At 38.2% G+C, this 17,133-nt stretch carries 16 protein-coding genes and 1 pseudogene; all 17 read right to left on the bottom strand.

Going from position 1 to position 17,133, the window contains the following annotated elements; translation table 11 throughout:
• Positions 1-77 precede the first annotated feature (77 nt).
• The gene (locus ABEF84_RS01835; protein WP_347473760.1) at positions 78-1,505 is read right to left on the bottom strand and encodes a glycosyltransferase family 1 protein; all 1,428 of its coding nucleotides are present in this window, start codon (positions 1,503-1,505) and stop codon (positions 78-80) included.
• A 56-nt stretch (positions 1,506-1,561) separates the two neighbouring features.
• On the bottom strand, positions 1,562-2,458 hold the full coding sequence (locus tag ABEF84_RS01830; RefSeq protein WP_347473759.1) for a GDP-mannose 4,6-dehydratase: 897 nt from the start codon (positions 2,456-2,458) through the stop codon (positions 1,562-1,564).
• 19 nt (positions 2,459-2,477) lie between these two features.
• Positions 2,478-3,512 carry a GDP-mannose 4,6-dehydratase gene (gene gmd / locus ABEF84_RS01825; protein WP_347473758.1) on the bottom strand — a complete coding sequence of 345 codons (1,035 nt, stop codon included), beginning with the start codon at positions 3,510-3,512 and terminating at the stop codon, positions 2,478-2,480.
• Between the two features lie 209 nt (positions 3,513-3,721).
• Positions 3,722-5,146 carry a mannose-1-phosphate guanylyltransferase/mannose-6-phosphate isomerase gene (locus ABEF84_RS01820; RefSeq protein WP_347473757.1) on the bottom strand — a complete coding sequence of 475 codons (1,425 nt, stop codon included), beginning with the start codon at positions 5,144-5,146 and terminating at the stop codon, positions 3,722-3,724.
• A gap of 319 nt (positions 5,147-5,465) precedes the next feature.
• Positions 5,466-7,070, bottom strand: a complete 1,605-nt coding sequence (gene tnpC / locus ABEF84_RS01815) for an IS66 family transposase (protein ID WP_347473756.1) — start codon at positions 7,068-7,070, stop codon at positions 5,466-5,468.
• A gap of 74 nt (positions 7,071-7,144) precedes the next feature.
• Positions 7,145-7,480: an IS66 family insertion sequence element accessory protein TnpB gene (gene tnpB, locus ABEF84_RS01810; RefSeq protein ID WP_000618091.1), complete on the bottom strand. Its 336-nt coding sequence runs from the start codon at positions 7,478-7,480 to the stop codon at positions 7,145-7,147.
• Positions 7,477-7,557 (bottom strand): annotated as a pseudogene (locus ABEF84_RS01805) (IS66 family insertion sequence element accessory protein TnpB); the annotation flags it as partial. The gene tnpB (ABEF84_RS01810) and the pseudogene ABEF84_RS01805, both read right to left, overlap by 4 nt.
• 22 nt (positions 7,558-7,579) lie before the next feature.
• On the bottom strand, positions 7,580-9,184 hold the full coding sequence (gene tnpC, locus ABEF84_RS01800; RefSeq protein WP_347453595.1) for an IS66 family transposase: 1,605 nt from the start codon (positions 9,182-9,184) through the stop codon (positions 7,580-7,582).
• A gap of 74 nt (positions 9,185-9,258) precedes the next feature.
• Entirely contained in the window at positions 9,259-9,594 is a 336-nt protein-coding gene (tnpB, locus tag ABEF84_RS01795; protein WP_000618091.1) for an IS66 family insertion sequence element accessory protein TnpB, read from the bottom strand.
• Positions 9,591-9,974, bottom strand: coding sequence for a transposase (locus tag ABEF84_RS01790; RefSeq protein WP_001055585.1), 384 nt, complete (start codon positions 9,972-9,974; stop codon positions 9,591-9,593). Before ABEF84_RS01790 ends, tnpB (ABEF84_RS01795) begins: the two co-directional genes overlap by 4 nt.
• A gap of 163 nt (positions 9,975-10,137) precedes the next feature.
• A complete protein-coding gene (locus ABEF84_RS01785; protein ID WP_347473755.1) occupies positions 10,138-10,521 on the bottom strand; it encodes a transposase in 384 nt (127 codons plus the stop codon).
• Between the two features lie 21 nt (positions 10,522-10,542).
• Positions 10,543-10,926, bottom strand: coding sequence for a transposase (locus ABEF84_RS01780; protein WP_347473755.1), 384 nt, complete (start codon positions 10,924-10,926; stop codon positions 10,543-10,545).
• Between the two features lie 21 nt (positions 10,927-10,947).
• Positions 10,948-11,982, bottom strand: a complete 1,035-nt coding sequence (locus ABEF84_RS01775; protein ID WP_347473754.1) for a glycosyltransferase — start codon at positions 11,980-11,982, stop codon at positions 10,948-10,950.
• Between the two features lie 97 nt (positions 11,983-12,079).
• Positions 12,080-13,795, bottom strand: coding sequence for an ABC transporter ATP-binding protein (locus ABEF84_RS01770; RefSeq protein WP_347473753.1), 1,716 nt, complete (start codon positions 13,793-13,795; stop codon positions 12,080-12,082).
• Positions 13,796-13,798: 3 nt separating this feature from the next.
• A complete protein-coding gene (locus tag ABEF84_RS01765; protein WP_404798973.1) occupies positions 13,799-14,647 on the bottom strand; it encodes a glycosyltransferase family 2 protein in 849 nt (282 codons plus the stop codon).
• Between the two features lie 69 nt (positions 14,648-14,716).
• The gene (locus ABEF84_RS01760; protein WP_347473751.1) at positions 14,717-16,540 is read right to left on the bottom strand and encodes a hypothetical protein; all 1,824 of its coding nucleotides are present in this window, start codon (positions 16,538-16,540) and stop codon (positions 14,717-14,719) included.
• A 102-nt stretch (positions 16,541-16,642) separates the two neighbouring features.
• Positions 16,643-16,999 (bottom strand): prepilin-type N-terminal cleavage/methylation domain-containing protein, encoded by a 357-nt coding sequence (locus ABEF84_RS01755; RefSeq protein WP_347473750.1) that lies wholly within the window; start codon positions 16,997-16,999, stop codon positions 16,643-16,645.
• Positions 17,000-17,133 lie beyond the last annotated feature (134 nt).

Raw genomic sequence — 17,133 nt, 5'->3', positions numbered from 1 at the left:
CATCAATCTATCATTATTTATTTTCAAGCAACTTAGTAAAAGAAATAAATAATATTTACTTCTTATATGACTATCTATTAAGATCTATATCGCCTAACTACACTTTCATAGATTAGTATTAATATTAGCCTTAGCTTTAGTACCAATTTTAACCCTCGCCCCATACCCAAACCTGCCATTAGCCTTAACTTAATATGTCTTAAAGTTAATTTATTTAATATTTTTTTTTGATTATAATATGCAATTTTCCACCACTCTTCGGGCTCGAACACCTTTTGCTCAGATACTTGATACTGAGCAACACAATTTTCTAAAGCAATCAAAGCTTTTTTTGCTGATCTTTCCCATGAAAAACTTTTAGAACGGGCTAATCCATGTCTTATAAGCTCTGCACGAAAATTTGGATTAGTCAATACTTCTTCTATTTTTGAAGCAATCTCATGCTCATCAAATGGATCAAATAATGCATCTTCTCGGCCTACGACCTCTGGCAAACTTGATGTATTCGAACAGACCACTGGAGCTCCACAAGACATTGCTTCCAATACTGGTAACCCAAACCCTTCATGCCAAGACGGGAACACAAATAGTTCACATAAATTATAAAATAAAATCATCTCTTCATCGGAAACACTACCTGTTATGATCACATGACTAGGGTCTAAATCACACGATTTAATACAAACTTCTAAGATTAGACGATCTATTTTTGGTAATTTTCCAATAATTGCAAGTTGCGTATTATTCTTTATCTCCGCTGGTAAATTTGCAAAAGCTTTAATAAGACCTAAAAGATTTTTACGTGGATCAGATGCGCCTGAATACATGATAAAAGGCTTTTGTAGACCAAATTTCTGGAGTATATTTTTTTTAATATCATGTTCGATATTTAGTTGTTTAAATTTTGAATCTGCTGCTGCTGAAATATTAATAATCTTATCAAGGGTTACACCTAAATACTCAATGGCCTCAAAGCGTGAGAAGCTAGAAATAGTAAGTAAAAGATCAGCCTGACGTAAGTACTCCAACTTCTCTAGATAGAATAATTCAAATTCTGGATTTGGTGTAAGATAGATATTTTTATATACTAAAGGTATCAAGTCATATGAAGTCACAGCTGTTAATAAACGACTAGGAGAAAGTCCAATACTATGAACAGCATTATCCACAAAACCTTCAATAAGGCTACTGATATACACTATATCTGGTTTCAAGTTAACCAAGAATTGTTCTCGAATTAATTCTGCATTATACCGACGTTTCCTATTGCTCGATTTTGAACCAAATACTGGTCCAGGAGCATACCAAATTAAAATATTTTCAATTGGTAATAAATCTTTAAATGTATCTTGAATTGGAATAATGCTTTCAGAAAATAAACCATTTAAAACGATTAAGATTTCGTGCTCACCTCGTTGACGTACCATTTCTTTCACTATTTCTATTGAATAGCGACCAATACCGCGATAGCGACTCGCACTCTGAGCACCTTGTAAATCAATCACTATCCGCATATCAAAGAAGCCATTTTTTAAACATGAAAGCTATATAATCATCTGATCTAAAAGCTATAATTAAACATCCATTGCAATGTATTTTTTAGAGGAATAGCCGGTACTTTACCAATCACGCTATCTAGTTTTGCACTAGTTCCGATCAACCGATGAACCTCATTCTCCCGTACAAAAGCAGGATTTACTTTAATTTCTGGACTATAACCTGATATTTCTCTCATCATTTGTAATACTTCAAGCAGCGAGTAACCTTGTCCAGAACATACATTAAATACCTCTCCTTGAGTTTTAGATTCAAGCAGTAACCGATAACACTTTACAACTGAACGTACATCAGAAAAGTCTCTCACTATATTCAAATTACCAAGTTCTAATAGAGGAACACGCTGCTTGAAATGATCAACAATTTTAGGTATTAAAAAATTTACTGATTGGCCTACGCCTGTATAATTAAAAGGGCGAACTACTGTTATTGGCAACTTATCCCCCCATAACCGAGCCATATATTCCATACCTAGTTTACTGACAGCATAATCATTAGCTGGTGCTGCCAAAACATTTTCATCAACAAGTTCAACCGAAGCATTACCGTAAATATTTGCACTACTTGCAAGTAATATAGAACGAGGAATATGATGACTTTTAAGTATTGCTTCTAATAAATTGCGAGTCCCTACAATATTCGTACGATAGATAGCATCCACATCATTATGAGCAACAAAAGCAATAGCAGCCAAATGCACCACTATATCTGGCTTTACTTGAGTGATAATATCTACTAGCTTTTCACGATCAAGCACATTACATTCATAGTTTATACTTGACTTACTTTGTACCGGCTTTGTTGAACTTAGGCCAATAATACTATAACCAGCCATGCGAAGCTCTTCTGCCAAGTAATAACCAGTAAACCCATTAATTCCTGTAATAAGTGCAGTGGGCAAAATAAACTCCAAAATTAGCCTAGAATGAAAACCCTTGAGCATTACGACGTAAATCTGCCTCAACCATCATCTTGCAAAGTTCTTCAAGACTAGTCTTTGGCATCCAACCTAATTTATTTTTTGCATATGTTGCGTCACCGATCAGCAAATCTACTTCTGCTGGTCGATAGAATTTTGGGTTGACTCTCATTACAGTTTTACCTGTAGCTATATCAATTGCAATTTCATTAACACCCATATTCTGATATTCGACAGCGATTCCTGCAGCTTTAAATGCCATAGTAACAAAATCACGTACTGTTTCAGTTCGATTAGTTGCTAGTACAAAGGTATCGGGTTGATCTGCTTGTAATATACGCCACATCCCTTCAACATATTCTTTAGCAAATCCCCAGTCACGTTTCGCATCAAGATTACCCAATTCCAATATATCAAGTTGGCCTAATTTAATTTTTGCAACGCTATCGGTAATCTTACGAGTAACAAATTCACGCCCCCGTAATGGCGACTCATGATTAAATAAGATACCACTTGATGCAAAAATTCCATGAGTTTCACGATAATTGATAGTCATCCAATGCGCATACAGTTTTGCTACACCATATGGACTACGCGGATAAAATGGTGTGTCTTCTTTTTGGGGAATCGCCTGTACTTTCCCAAACATTTCTGAGGTAGACGCTTGATAGAATCGAATCTGAGGGTTAACTATTCGGATAGCTTCCAATAAGTTTAAAACTCCAATTCCTGTAATTTCAGCAGTTGTAATAGGCTGCTCAAATGATACCCCAACAAAACTTTGTGCTGCGAGATTATAGACTTCTGTTGCTCCCGTAGTCTGTAACAAGCGAATACTTGCAGACAGATCCGTTAAATCGTATTCAATTAAATTTAAATTATTATTTCTTTCGATACCAAGCTCTTCAATACGCCAGAAATTGACTGAACTGGTACGTCGATAAGTACCGTAGACTTTATATCCTTTGTTCAAAAGCAACTGTGCTAAATATGCTCCATCTTGCCCCGTAATTCCTGTGATAACTGCTGTTTTCATATTCAGTCTCTATTAAACATTACTACTACGAGGGAATAACCCCTTCATTAAATTAATCAAACATCCAATAAGTCTAAAACAAGTTGCTAATAGAGCTATTTGACAATATTGTCATACACATTTTTGTTTCCCCCAATTCACGTATAATGAATACACGCTTGAAAAAATCTAAAATTTAAATCAATTCAAACAAACATATAAAAGTATTGTTATATTCGTCCATAGTCATCTTTCAAACGCACAATATCATCTTCACCTAAATAGCTACCTGATTGAATTTCAATTAATTCCAAAGGAATAGAACCAGGATTTTGTAAACTATGGACAGCACCTACCGGAATAAATGTGGATTCATTTTCAGTAACATAGTATTGCTTTTCTCCATGAGTTACTTTTGCTGTACCTTTAACTACAACCCAATGTTCCGCTCTATGATGATGTAATTGCAAAGATAACTTAGCTTTTGCATTTACTGTAATTCGTTTAACTTGATAACGTTCACCAATATCAATGCAATCATATTTTCCCCATGGACGAATGATCTCTCTGTGTTGCGAGAATTCTACCCTCTGCTCATTTTTCAGTTGCTGAACAATTTTTTTAATTTCTTGTGATTTTTCTTTATTTGCAATTAAAACCGCATCTTTTGTTTCAACAATGATCAAATTTTCTATACCTAATACAGTTACTAAACGAGAAGATGAATGGATATAATTGCCTTGACTTTGTTCAGCAATGACATCACCAAATATTACGTTTTGATTTTGATCTTTTGTATTAGATTGCCACAATGATAACCATGACCCCAAATCATTCCAACCAGCATCAAGACAAACAATCATGCCTTTAGCAGTATTCTCCATAATTGCATAATCAATTGAGTTTTCTGGACATTTTTCAAAGTCCTGCAAACTCACACGAATAAAATCTAGATCTACCGTCTTATTCTTCCAAGCCTTCAAACAACTCTCATAAATATCTGTTTGAAACTGTTGTAGCTCCTGTAAAAATAGTGATGTTCGAAACATAAACATTCCACTATTCCACAAATAGTTTTTACTAGATACATATTGATGAGCTGTTAATAAATCTGGTTTCTCTACAAACTTATCTAGTTGATAGACACTTTCTTCTTCAACTGGTTGATCAAGTCGAATATAACCATAACCTGTATGTGGCTCCGTTGGTGCAATCCCAAAGACAACTATTTTTTCTCGTATAGCTTGTTGTTCAGCAAGTAAAATGGCCTTCTGAAAGGCAAAGACATCCGCAATATAGTGATCTGCAGATAGAACCAGCAAACTTATCTGTTGATTAGGATGAAGTTCTTGTGCCTGCAAAGCAGCAAGTGTAATCGCTGGAGCAGTATTTTTTGCACAAGGTTCAAGTATAATCGAAGCATTTTCAATATCGATCTGTCTTAACTGTTCTGCCACTATAAACCGATGAGTTTCATTACAAACAATAATAGGAGGAAGAACTGATTTCGGAAAATTATCTAAACGCTTTAATGTTAGTTGCAACATGGTATATTTCGGATCTACCAAGTGTAAAAACTGCTTTGGATAGGATTGCCTTGAAAGTGGCCATAGTCGTGTTCCAGATCCCCCAGCTAAAATCACAGGTACAATCATTACTTTATCCTTACTTATTACACAATTCTAACTACGTCCACAATGGCTAATCTATCATAAATAGTTAAGTCAATATTTTTAAAAATCAACAAAAAACATAAATATATTAAATAAGCTGTTGATATGCTTTAAGGATACATCTTGAAATGTTTGTATAACTATATTTTTCAGAAAATTTAGCAGAAGCATTAAGAAGACTATCTTTATCAATAAGCATAATTTCTCTAGCAAGTTCATAACAAGCTGGCTTATCTGTGATTTTTATAGGATGAAACTCTTCGTTTAACGTAAGCGTCCGCTGAACCCCATGCCTATTTTTTTAATTTGAGTTGGATTTCCAGCGATGTGGTAGTAATTCTTCTATTTGGGTCGCTTTATGCGTCGGCAGCCTTTTCAGCACATCACTTAAATAGGCATACGGATCCAGCCCATTTAGCTTTGCTGACTGGATTAACGTCATGATGTTTGCCGCTCGCTGACCACTGCGCAGCGAACCTGCAAACAGCCAGTTCTTGCGCCCCAACGCCCAGGGACGCATCTGATTCTCGACCCAATTATTGCAAATAGGTAGATTGCCATCATCCAGATAGCGGCTTAAAGCTGGCCAACGCTTCAGAGTGTAATTGATCGCCTTGGCGGTGGGAGAACTCGATGGCACTGTCAGATGATATTGGTTGAGCCATTCATATAGTTGTTGCATCACTGGTTGACTATGCTGTTGTCGGTATTCGCGGCGGTCTTCCGCTGTACCATCGGTCTTTTTCCTGAGTTCTGCTTCTATCGCATACAGTTTCTGAATCAGCACCAATGCCTGTTCAGCGACCTGACTTTTCCCGGTCACATGCAGTTCATGGAATTTACGACGTGCATGGGCCATGCAGCCCACCTCTATGACCTGGCCTGATTTAAAGCGTGCTTTATAACCACTGTAATCATCACAGACTAGATAGCCCTGCCAGCCTTTCAAGAACTCTGCAGCATGCTGGCCTGAACGACTATCCTGAAAGTCATAGATCACTGCCTGAACTGGATTGTACTGTGTAGTGGCATAGGCCCAGACATAACCTTTCTTCGGTTTTTTATCATTCTCACCCATCCGCATGATGGTGACCGGTGTTTCATCTGCATGCAGCACCTGCTGTTGTAGTACCACCTCTTTTAAGGCATTGGCCAGAGGTTCCAGTTCTACACCGCAGCGACCTATCCAGTCAGATAAAGTTGATCTAGAAAGTTCGATTCCCGCCCGCTGATAGATCAGACGTTGACGGTACAGCGGCAAATGATCGGCATATTTCGATACCAGCACATGGCTGAGCAGTTCAGGTGAAGCAATGCCTTTATCAATCACATAGGCGGGCATCGCTTGCTGAGTCAGGGTGTCACACTGATCACAGACCCATTTACCACGCACATGCTGTTCCTTATAGAACTGTGCCGGTCTGAAATGCAGTTTTTCACTGACATCTTCGCCGATACGACGGAGTTGGCAGCCACAAGCGCATTGGGTTGATGCAGGTTCATGCTCAATACGGATGGTGTGTAGATGATCTGGCAGTGGTCGACGTTTAGGTTTATTGGTTTTGGCTTTCTGTGTCGCTGCATCGGTTTTGTCTGCATTTAGCCGTTCCAGTTCTAGATCAACCGCGGCAATATCTTCTTCAACCGCTTCGTCCCACAGGTGGATTTGTTTGGTCGTTAAGTGTTCATTCTTCTGGGCGAACTTATGCCGTTTAAACAGCGCCAGTTCATGCTCGTATTTTTGAGTGAGAATAGAAAGATGTTGAACTTTGGCATCCAATTGCTGGTTTGATTTTTCTAATTCTTGATTTGATTGTGCCAGAGACTGATGCTGCAGCGCCAACTGCCTGGTGAATTCCAGCAGTTGTTCATGGGTCAGTTGGCTTAAGTCAGGCAGCGTATTCATGACCGCAGTATGCCTGAGGTCATGAGAAGAATGAAATAGAACGTTTGGAGAATAGCAGAGTGGAACAGCCTGGTTTAGAGCATCGTCACCACCTGCTGTCGTCCAATGCGCTGCCAGGGCAAACCTTGGATCAGTGCCTGTAACTGTTCCGGGCTGAGGGCCACGGTTTCACCTTGGTGAACTTGAGCCCAGTGGAATTTTCCCTGTTCCAGCCGCCGGGCACACAGCCAGATGCCCAGTCCATCATGTACCAGCACTTTCATACGATGGCCACGTTTATTACAGAACAGGTAAGCACAATGCGGTTTGATGTAGCCAAAGGCTCTCACCACCTGAGCCATGGTCGTATCCATACCTGCACGCATGTCCATGGGCTGAGTAGACAACCAGATTTCATCAATGCGGATCATGTTGCAAGTGCCTTGAGTAATTCTGCCAAGGCAGGTATTTCTGATGTCTGCCATTTTAGCTGAATATCAGTAAGCGTCCGCTGAATCCCATACCAATTTTTAATTCGATTTAGGTTTCCAGCAGTGTGGCAGTAACTCTTCAATCTGGGTCACTTTATGTGTCGGCAGCCTTTTCAGCACATCACTTAAATAGGCATACGGATCCAGCCCATTCAGCTTTGCTGACTGGATTAACGTCATGATGTTTGCCGCTCGCTGACCACTGCGCAGCGAACCTGCAAACAGCCAGTTCTTGCGCCCTAAGGCCCAAGGTCGCATTTGATTCTCGACCCAATTATTGCAAATAGGTAGATTGCCATCATCCAGATAGCGGCTTAAGGCTGGCCAACGCTTCAGAGTGTAATTGATCGCCTTGGCGGTGGGAGAACTCGATGGCACCGTCAGATGATGTTGGTTGAGCCATTCATATAGTTGTTGCATCACTGGTTGACTATGCTGTTGTCGGTATTCGCGGCGGTCTTCCGCTGTACCATCGGTCTTTTTCCTGAGCTCTGCTTCTATCGCATACAGTTTCTGAATCAGCACTAATGCCTGTTCAGCGACCTGACTTTTCCCAGTTACATGCAGTTCATGGAATTTACGACGTGCATGGGCCATGCAGCCCACCTCAATGACCTGGCCTGATTTAAAGCGTGCTTTATAACCACTGTAATCATCACAGACTAGATAACCCTGCCAGCCTTTCAAGAACTCTGCAGCATGCTGGCCTGAACGACTATCCTGAAAGTCATAGATCACCGCCTGAACTGGATTGTACTGTGTAGTGGCATAGGCCCAGACATAACCTTTCTTCGGTTTTTTATCATTCTCACCCATCCGCATGATGGTGACCGGTGTTTCATCTGCATGCAGCACCTGCTGTTGTAGTACCACCTCTTTTAAGGCATTGGCCAGAGGTTCCAGTTCTACACCGCAGCGACCTATCCAGTCAGATAAAGTTGATCTAGAAAGTTCGATTCCCGCCCGCTGATAGATCAGACGTTGACGGTACAGCGGCAAATGATCGGCATATTTCGATACCAACACATGGCTGAGCAGTTCAGGTGAAGCAATGCCTTTATCAATCACATAGGCGGGCATCGCTTGCTGAGTCAGGGTGTCACACTGATCACAGACCCATTTGCCACGGACATGCTGTTCCTTATAGAACTGTGCCGGTCTGAAATGCAGTTTTTCACTGACATCTTCGCCGATACGACGGAGTTGGCAGCCACAAGCGCATTGGGTTGATGCAGGTTCATGCTCAATACGGATGGTGTGTAGATGATCTGGCAGTGGTCGACGTTTAGGTTTATTGGTTTTGGCTTTCTGTGTCGCTGCATCGGTTTTGTCTGCATTTAGCCGTTCCAGTTCTAGATCAACCGCGGCAATATCTTCTTCAACCGCTTCGTCCCACAGGTGGATTTGTTTGGTCGTTAAGTGTTCATTCTTCTGGGCGAACTTATGCCGTTTAAACAGCGCCAGTTCATGCTCGTATTTTTGAGTGAGAATAGAAAGATGTTGAACTTTGGCATCCAATTGCTGGTTTGATTTTTCTAATTCTTGATTTGATTGTGCCAGAGACTGATGCTGCAGCGCCAACTGCCGGGTGAATTCCAGCAGTTGTTCATGGGTCAGTTGGCTTAAGTCAGGCAGTGTATTCATGACCGCAGTATGCCTGAGGTCATGAGAAGAATGAAATAGAACGTTTGGAGAATAGCAGAATGGACCAACCTAGTTTAGAGCATCGTCACCACCTGCTGTCGTCCAATGCGCTGCCAGGGCAAACCTTGGATCAGTGCCTGTAACTGTTCCGGGCTGAGGGCCACGGTTTCACCTTGGTGAACTTGAGCCCAGTGAAATTTGCCCTGTTCCAGCCGCCGGGCACACAGCCAGATGCCCAGTCCATCATGTACCAGTACTTTCATGCGATGGCCACGTTTATTACAGAACAGGTAAGCACAATGCGGTTTGATGTAGCCAAAGGCTCTCACCACCTGAGCCATGGTCGTATCCATACCTGCACGCATGTCCATGGGCTGAGTAGACAACCAGATTTCATCAATGCGGATCATGTTGCAAGTGCCTTGAGTAATTCTGCCAAGGCAGGTATTTCTGATGTCTGCCATTTTAGCTGAATATCATTATTCGTATGAGGCACGGTGATACACAACGTGATCCTCTCATCAATAGGTTGGCTGATTGCAGCAGTGTAAGGCAAAGCAATAAATGCTGGATTCACATGAGTAGGATCCTGTACGGCACCCTCATGATGGCTGAAGATCCTGATCCAACGACTGACAAGGTTGGCATTAATACTATGTTGCAGTGCGACCGAAGCGATCGAGGTATTAGGATTTTTACAGGCATTGACAATACTGAGTTTGAATTCTTTGCTGTATTTTCTGCGTTTTTTAGCAACAGGAGGTGTTGCTGAATATATATCCATGTTCATGGATTAAGTCCCCACTTGTTTTTAGGTGGGAACTAAATTAAGGCTTATAGGATCGCTTGGTAAGGCTGTGTTAGCCGGATGCTTACTATTTTCTGCGTTTTTTAGCAACAGGAGGTGTTGCTGAATATATATCCATGTTCATGGATTAAGTCCCCACTTGTTTTTAGGTGGGAACTAAATTAAGGCTTATAGGATCGCTTGGTAAGGCTGTGTTAGCCGGATGCTTACGAATATCATTATTCGTATGAGGCACGGTGATACACAACGTGATCCTCTCATCAATAGGTTGGCTGATTGCAGCAGTGTAAGGCAAAGCAATAAATGCTGGATTCACATGAGTAGGATCCTGTACGGCACCCTCATGATGGCTGAAGATCCTGATCCAACGACTGACAAGGTTGGCATTAATACTATGTTGCAGTGCGACCGAAGCGATCGAGGTATTAGGATTTTTACAGGCATTGACAATACTGAGTTTGAATTCTTTGCTGTATTTTCTGCGTTTTTTAGCAACAGGAGGTGTTGCTGAATATATATCCATGTTCATGGATTAAGTCCCCACTTGTTTTTAGGTGGGAACTAAATTAAGGCTTATAGGATCGCTTGGTAAGGCTGTGTTAGCCGGATGCTTACGAATATCATTATTCGTATGAGGCACGGTGATACACAACGTGATCCTCTCATCAATAGGTTGGCTGATTGCAGCAGTGTAAGGCAAAGCAATAAATGCTGGATTCACATGAGTAGGATCCTGTACGGCACCCTCATGATGGCTGAAGATCCTGATCCAACGACTGACAAGGTTGGCATTAATACTATGTTGCAGTGCGACCGAAGCGATCGAGGTATTAGGATTTTTACAGGCATTGACAATACTGAGTTTGAATTCTTTGCTGTATTTTCTGCGTTTTTTAGCAACAGGAGGTGTTGCTGAATATATATCCATGTTCATGGATTAAGTCCCCACTTGTTTTTAGGTGGGAACTAAATTAAGGCTTATAGGATCGCTTGGTAAGGCTGTGTTAGCCGGATGCTTACCGTTTAACTCCTTAAAACTATCAGTAGGATAAGCAATAACTGGACACTCATTTGCAAAAGCCAAGTTAAGAGCACCAGACGAAGCTTGTCCATAATATCTATTACTATAGGGATACACACAAATATCAACTTCACGAATCAATGCATTAAGTTGATCATCACTTTCCACAAAACCAGTAATGTACACTCGATGTTTTAACCCTTCCTTATCTATAAGATCTGTAATGACATTATATATATTTCCCTTATCAAGGGGGTGCATCCCACCAATAATCGCAAACTTATAATGCTCAGGAAGATATTTCAGCGCCTTTACTGCATCTGTAATATTTTTATGCTCATTCATAAAACCAACCATTGCATATATGATATCTTCTGGCGAACACTTTAGCTTCTCTGTAATTTCGGTACTTACATGTTTGAAATCCTTCAATTTAAGTACAGGAATTGTGATTTGTAATATTTTATTTAATTCAATCCCATACCTATTTAGATCATTGCTAGTATTTTTATTATGAGTAATTAATAGATCTGCTTTTCTGATTGGGTAAATATGGTTTTTATTAATTCTAAAATGGCGCCATTTTTGACGTAAATAATTGATAATAAAACTACTTAATTGTGTACTTTTTAGAATCACGCTTGGAGAAGTATGAATTGTTACTACAACTTTCTTGTCCATAGACTTTGCAATGTTAATAATTTGAGCAAATTGACTCCCAGAATAAAGAGCAAACTCATGTTGTATATGAAGGATATCAAACGATTCCAGCTCTTTAGCAAGTTTATGCTTAACGACATTGAATTCATCTTTTTTCATTAAGCGTGTTTTATAAGGTCCTGGATCAAAGAATTTTGTTTCAATCTCTACATAATTAGCAAAAATATTCATAAAATTTTCTTGGTATTTACCAATACCACAATTATCAGAGCTACAAGGACTAAATTGTAATACATATACCTTTTTCATGATTATATACGTTCCATAGATCTACTTGATTACATCATCTCATGCTATCGCTGATATTTTTAATCAACCTTTTTTTATAACCCTGATAAATTAGTATTTATAGTTTCAAAAGCCAGTCACACCCAGCTACCGCACTTTCTCGATGCGCAATGATCACTAAGGTTACTTTCCCAGCTAAACGCTGAATTGCTTCATTTACTGCTTCTTCTGTGTCTTTATCCAAAGCACTTGTTGCCTCGTCCATAAAAATTACTTGTGGTTTTTTATATAATGCACGAGCTATTCCAATTCGTTGCTTTTGCCCGCCTGACAGCATTACCCCTCGTTCACCAACAATGCTAAAATAACCTAAAGTTAATTGATTTTTAATAAAATCATCAATTTGTGCCAATTTAGCCACATATTCAACACGATCTAGATCAATATTCTCTTTAGGTATACCAAAAGCGATATTCTCTGCAATTGTTTTATCTACCAAATAAATATTTTGCGGCACGTAACCAACTAAGTTTCTCCATGCTGCAATGTTCTGATCATTCAACTTAACCCCATCAATCAAAATTTGACCGTCTTGTGGAGTGAGCAAACCCAACATAATATCCATCAATGTACTTTTACCACTCCCGCTCTTCCCTACTATACCGATAGAGCTATTCTTAGGAATACTAAAACTCATATTTTTCAATACTGGCTGATCCAGACGATTTGGATATGAAAAACTAATATTTTCTATACAGATAGAATGTTCAAAATTTAAAGTCAAATTCTGGTTATGTTCACATTGAAGATATTTATTGTTCTCTATAGAAAACTCAGCTTGAAGAACCGAAAATATCTGACCAGAAAATTTTATTTGTGAAATAGAGCGATAAATATTTTGTGCTGCAGGTAACATGCGGTAAGCAGAAAAACCATACAAACCCAGTACAGGAAAAATATGTGAGACTTCTTTACCAGAAACTACTAAAATCATCGCCAGGCCAATTAAGCAACCATAGCCTACTGTTTCAATAATATTAAGGGGAACTTGTCCTAAAGTATCACGTGTCGCAATATGTCTAGCAAATACCCTTGATGATTGTTCAAATTGATCAATATAACCTTGTTTGGCATTATTGATCATTACATCTTTAATACCTATTAATGCCTCTTGGCAAGCCTGGTAACGTACTTGATTTGCTTGAGTGAATTCTTGCCCAATTCGAGTTAATTTTTTTCTTACTAAAGTGTATATACTGACATAAAATAATCCTATTACTAATGCAGTTATAATAGCCATAAGTGGATCATATAAAAGCAATATGCTGATCATAGCAATCAATACTACGCCGTAAGATATTAGAGTTAATACAGGCAAAATCATATTTAAAATGAGCTGATCAATCTCAGATAAAATATTTTTAACTAATGTAGAACTATTGCGTTGAATGAAAAACTCGTAGTTTTGCTGTAAGTAAATTTGGAGTAAACGTGTCGCAAAATAATGTCGCTGTAAACTTGCAAAACGATTTACAGCATACTGTGTCACAATTTTAAATAATGTTGAGCATATAACAATAGTTAAGGAAATAAATCCTAAAAGCAGTATGAAATTTTGTTTATTAGACGTACCTGTAATTTTATAGAGATGATTTAGATAATAATTCGATTCTATCACCTCAATATTTGATAACACAGCCAAGAAAGGCATCACTGAAATCACACCAGTCGACTCTATCAATGCCATGATGAGAATTAAAATTAGAACATAGAATAATTTATGCTTATCAAGAGGAGACAAAATTTGCCAAAGTTGTTTAAAACTCGTTAACACGGTTTATTTCTCTTTATACATCAAAGCTGTAATTTGTTCTGATATTAAACCCATCAAAAAAATCATAATACTCCCTGTATAAAGCAATGCACTCATATTTGTGAACCGCCCCATTTCCCATAATGTATAACCATACCACCCTGTTGCCATTAAGAACAAAACAATCGCAATCGGCAAAAACATTTTTAAAGGTGAAAACAGTGTCGCAATTTTAAAGATAATTAAAAAGAATCTCACCCCATCCTTCATCGGGCTGATATGACTTTTACCTATACGTTTAGCCGCATGAATAGGTACATAAGTGACCGAGTAACCCGCTCTAAAAAAAGCCATCGTGCTGGTCGTTGGATAAGAAAAACCGTTTGGCAACAAATATAGGAACTCTCTAAATTTTTCTGCACGTACTGCACGAAAACCCGAGGTTAAGTCTTCTACCTTATGTTCCGTCATATAGGTTGCTAAATTATTATAAAGACTATTTGCAATCCCACGTCCTAAGCTTGCCTGAGAACCTTTCTGTCTTGCACCTACAACTAGATCATATCCCTCTTCTATTTTTTTTAATAATCCAGGAATATCATTTGGATCATGTTGTCCATCTGCATCCATAAAAACGATTACATCTCCCGTTGCATGGCGGGCGCCAGTCTTTATGGCTGCACCATTACCTTTAGAATATGGATGTGAAACGACTTTAGCTCCTGCATTTTCTGCTATTACTTTCGTATTATCTGTAGAGCCGTCATTGACTACGACAATCTCAATATTTAGACCTAACAACTGAATACCTGAAATTGTTTTCCCAATGCTTCCCTCTTCATTCTTTGCAGGTATAACAATGGATATCCACATTTCAGAATTCATTTTGAGCCCCTATATAAATTTCAAACAACACACATAAATAAATATTTTAAAACAAAATTAGCTATTTCTACTTTGCATTAGTTTAATCCAATCTACATAATCCTTGTTTGCTTTATTTTGCTCTAATAAAGCATTCAAAATTTCTTGGTTATTTTGATCATGTACTAAATGGGGTGGTATCGCTTTCTTAAATAACTCTAGCGCTAATGAAGAATTTTTACCGTATTGGTAAACGAAAATTGCAAGTTGTAAATAATCCTGTTCCGCTAAATTTGATGATTCTGCATAAGTCTTAATCGCTTTGTTAAGTTGAGGAATATCTATCGTATAGCCTTTGCGTACATTATCCATCAACAAATATAATGACTGCTTTCTTGACCATCCCTCTGGAGTTGACCTTAAACTTTTATAATAATTTTCCCAATCCTTTCCATCATCAGTTCCAAGCAAACTTTTATAAATAATAATATTTCCATCTAAAGAAGCAGACTGTATATATTGTTTTGCTTCCTCTGTTACGGCAATAGCATTGTATAATTCAGTTTTCTTTTTAGTCTGATTATATCGTCTAAAATAGACCGTAGCATATTGATTCCATGCACGCACAGACGTGGGTTCCGCTTGTGTCATTTTTTTCCCTAAAAGCACACTATCTCCCCATACATAAGCTAGTGTTGCTGTACTAGACAAACAAAATCCCACAACGAATATATAGCTTATTATTTTTAATTTACGTGTCATAGCATATTTTTCAGCAATCAATCTCAATAAGTCAAAAACTGCCAAAATTATACCAATTAATGGAAAGTGATTACGATGTTCAAAGATAAGCTCTAACCCGACAATATTACTTGTTAAAAAATGACCAGCAAAGAACAATAATATGCCAAATGCAAATAATGGTCTTTTATTACGCCACTTGATTGCCCATATAAAAAGCGTGACTAAAAAACTCAATGAGATTATGGTCGTCCAAGGTGAAAAAAGTCCACGTGATACTGGATAAGTATCATAGATAAAAGGGAACGCACTTGGTATAGGTAACAACATTTGCCCAATATACATAACAAGCACTCGAGTCTGGGTCAGCAATCGCTCTAAACTTGAAAAATCACGACCAGGGTAACTTTCCCAATACCAATGATTCGGTATCACAAAAAAGATAAATAATAGGACTGCACTAATACCAAACAGTGTATAACACTGTTTCAAGCCCTTGCTAATTTTTAGTTCAGCTGCATTAAATCTTAATACTGTGAGTTCTAAAACCAAAAGATATAAGGGAAATAAAACTGCATCTTCCTTACACATTAAAGCAAAGAACCACAAAACAACGACAGTACTACCATAAAAATAGTATCCTTTTCCTTGTATTTGATTATGTCGCATGCTTAGGTAAGCCCATAACCCTGCAAAAATAAACAGAGTAGTCATGGTCTGCATACGCTGTACAACATATAAAATGGAAGATACTTGTATTGGATGAATTGCCCAAATAGTTGCAAGAACCAAAGCCCAATAACTTGCTTGTTTTTCTTGTATTTGAAGTAAAATAAATAACTTTTTCAGAAACCCGACCAATACGAGAATACTAATAAAATGAATAAATAGATTGGTTGATTTAAAAGTATAAGCATCCATAGCACCTGCACGCCAATAATCGAGTGCAAAGGTCAACATAGGCAGTGCCCGTTCACCATGACCATGATGGAAGCTTAAACTTGCATAAATTAATTGTTCTAAACTAAATTGATCTAAATATAAAATATTATTTTGCAATATAGATGGATTATCATCCAGTATAAAATCACCATTCAGTCCCGGTAAATATAATAGTATTGCAAAAAAACTTATTATTAAAACAGTGATTCTAAACTTCACCCTTACTTATCCTAACTCATATTTTTTATTTAATAATGTAAAAAAGGAAAGCACTCGAAAGTACTTTCCTTTTAAATTAAATTTAAAATCATCAAAAATGAATTAAGATTCTAATTCACATGAACCTGTACCAGCTTTACAAATTGATTTTTTCTTCAATGAAGCATTGCCGCGTTCAATTGGTGTAAACTCTTTATCAGCATTGCCAGTATAATCTGTTATGCTAATAGATTGCCCCGTAGCACAAGCTTTACCAGCAAACGCTGTAGGTGTATCACCATTCGCAGCATCAGCAACCGCAGTTCCTACATAAGCTTTGGCTTCAGCTAAACATGCGCTATTTGCAGACTTTTGCATATAGTCACGGTAAGCCGGAAGTGCAATCGCAGCCAAAATACCGATGATCGCTACAACGATCATTAATTCAATAAGAGTAAAACCCTTTTGAGTAGTTTTCATAACATTCTCCACAAATGTATTGTTTAATTATTAAGCTTTAAAAGCTAATTTATAAATAGCATCAAGTGTGCCAATACTTATTATAATATTTTCAAGATAAAAAACAGTAGTTTGAGAAAATATTTTTCAATTTG

The sequence above is a fragment of the Acinetobacter sp. ANC 7912 genome (assembly GCF_039862785.1).
Taxonomy (GTDB): domain Bacteria; phylum Pseudomonadota; class Gammaproteobacteria; order Pseudomonadales; family Moraxellaceae; genus Acinetobacter; species Acinetobacter thermotolerans.
Note: the sequence above shows the minus strand (reverse complement) of the source record. Positions and strands in the feature narration are given on the sequence as shown.

What these genes read in the sequence shown, in the direction of transcription:
- gmd (WP_347473758.1), bottom strand. Translation starts at nt 3,512, where the DNA reads ATGAAAACAGCAGTTATCACAGGAATTACGGGGCAAGATGGAGCATAT.
- ABEF84_RS01785 (WP_347473755.1), bottom strand. Translation starts at nt 10,521, where the DNA reads ATGAACATGGATATATATTCAGCAACACCTCCTGTTGCTAAAAAACGC.
- tnpC (WP_347453595.1), bottom strand. Translation starts at nt 9,184, where the DNA reads ATGAATACACTGCCTGACTTAAGCCAACTGACCCATGAACAACTGCTG.
- tnpC (WP_347473756.1), bottom strand. Translation starts at nt 7,070, where the DNA reads ATGAATACGCTGCCTGACTTAAGCCAACTGACCCATGAACAACTGCTG.
- ABEF84_RS01755 (WP_347473750.1), bottom strand. Translation starts at nt 16,999, where the DNA reads ATGAAAACTACTCAAAAGGGTTTTACTCTTATTGAATTAATGATCGTT.
- ABEF84_RS01820 (WP_347473757.1), bottom strand. Translation starts at nt 5,146, where the DNA reads ATGATTGTACCTGTGATTTTAGCTGGGGGATCTGGAACACGACTATGG.
- tnpB (WP_000618091.1), bottom strand. Translation starts at nt 9,594, where the DNA reads ATGATCCGCATTGATGAAATCTGGTTGTCTACTCAGCCCATGGACATG.
- tnpB (WP_000618091.1), bottom strand. Translation starts at nt 7,480, where the DNA reads ATGATCCGCATTGATGAAATCTGGTTGTCTACTCAGCCCATGGACATG.
- ABEF84_RS01780 (WP_347473755.1), bottom strand. Translation starts at nt 10,926, where the DNA reads ATGAACATGGATATATATTCAGCAACACCTCCTGTTGCTAAAAAACGC.
- ABEF84_RS01775 (WP_347473754.1), bottom strand. Translation starts at nt 11,982, where the DNA reads ATGAAAAAGGTATATGTATTACAATTTAGTCCTTGTAGCTCTGATAAT.
- ABEF84_RS01765 (WP_404798973.1), bottom strand. Translation starts at nt 14,647, where the DNA reads ATGTGGATATCCATTGTTATACCTGCAAAGAATGAAGAGGGAAGCATT.
- ABEF84_RS01790 (WP_001055585.1), bottom strand. Translation starts at nt 9,974, where the DNA reads ATGAACATGGATATATATTCAGCAACACCTCCTGTTGCTAAAAAACGC.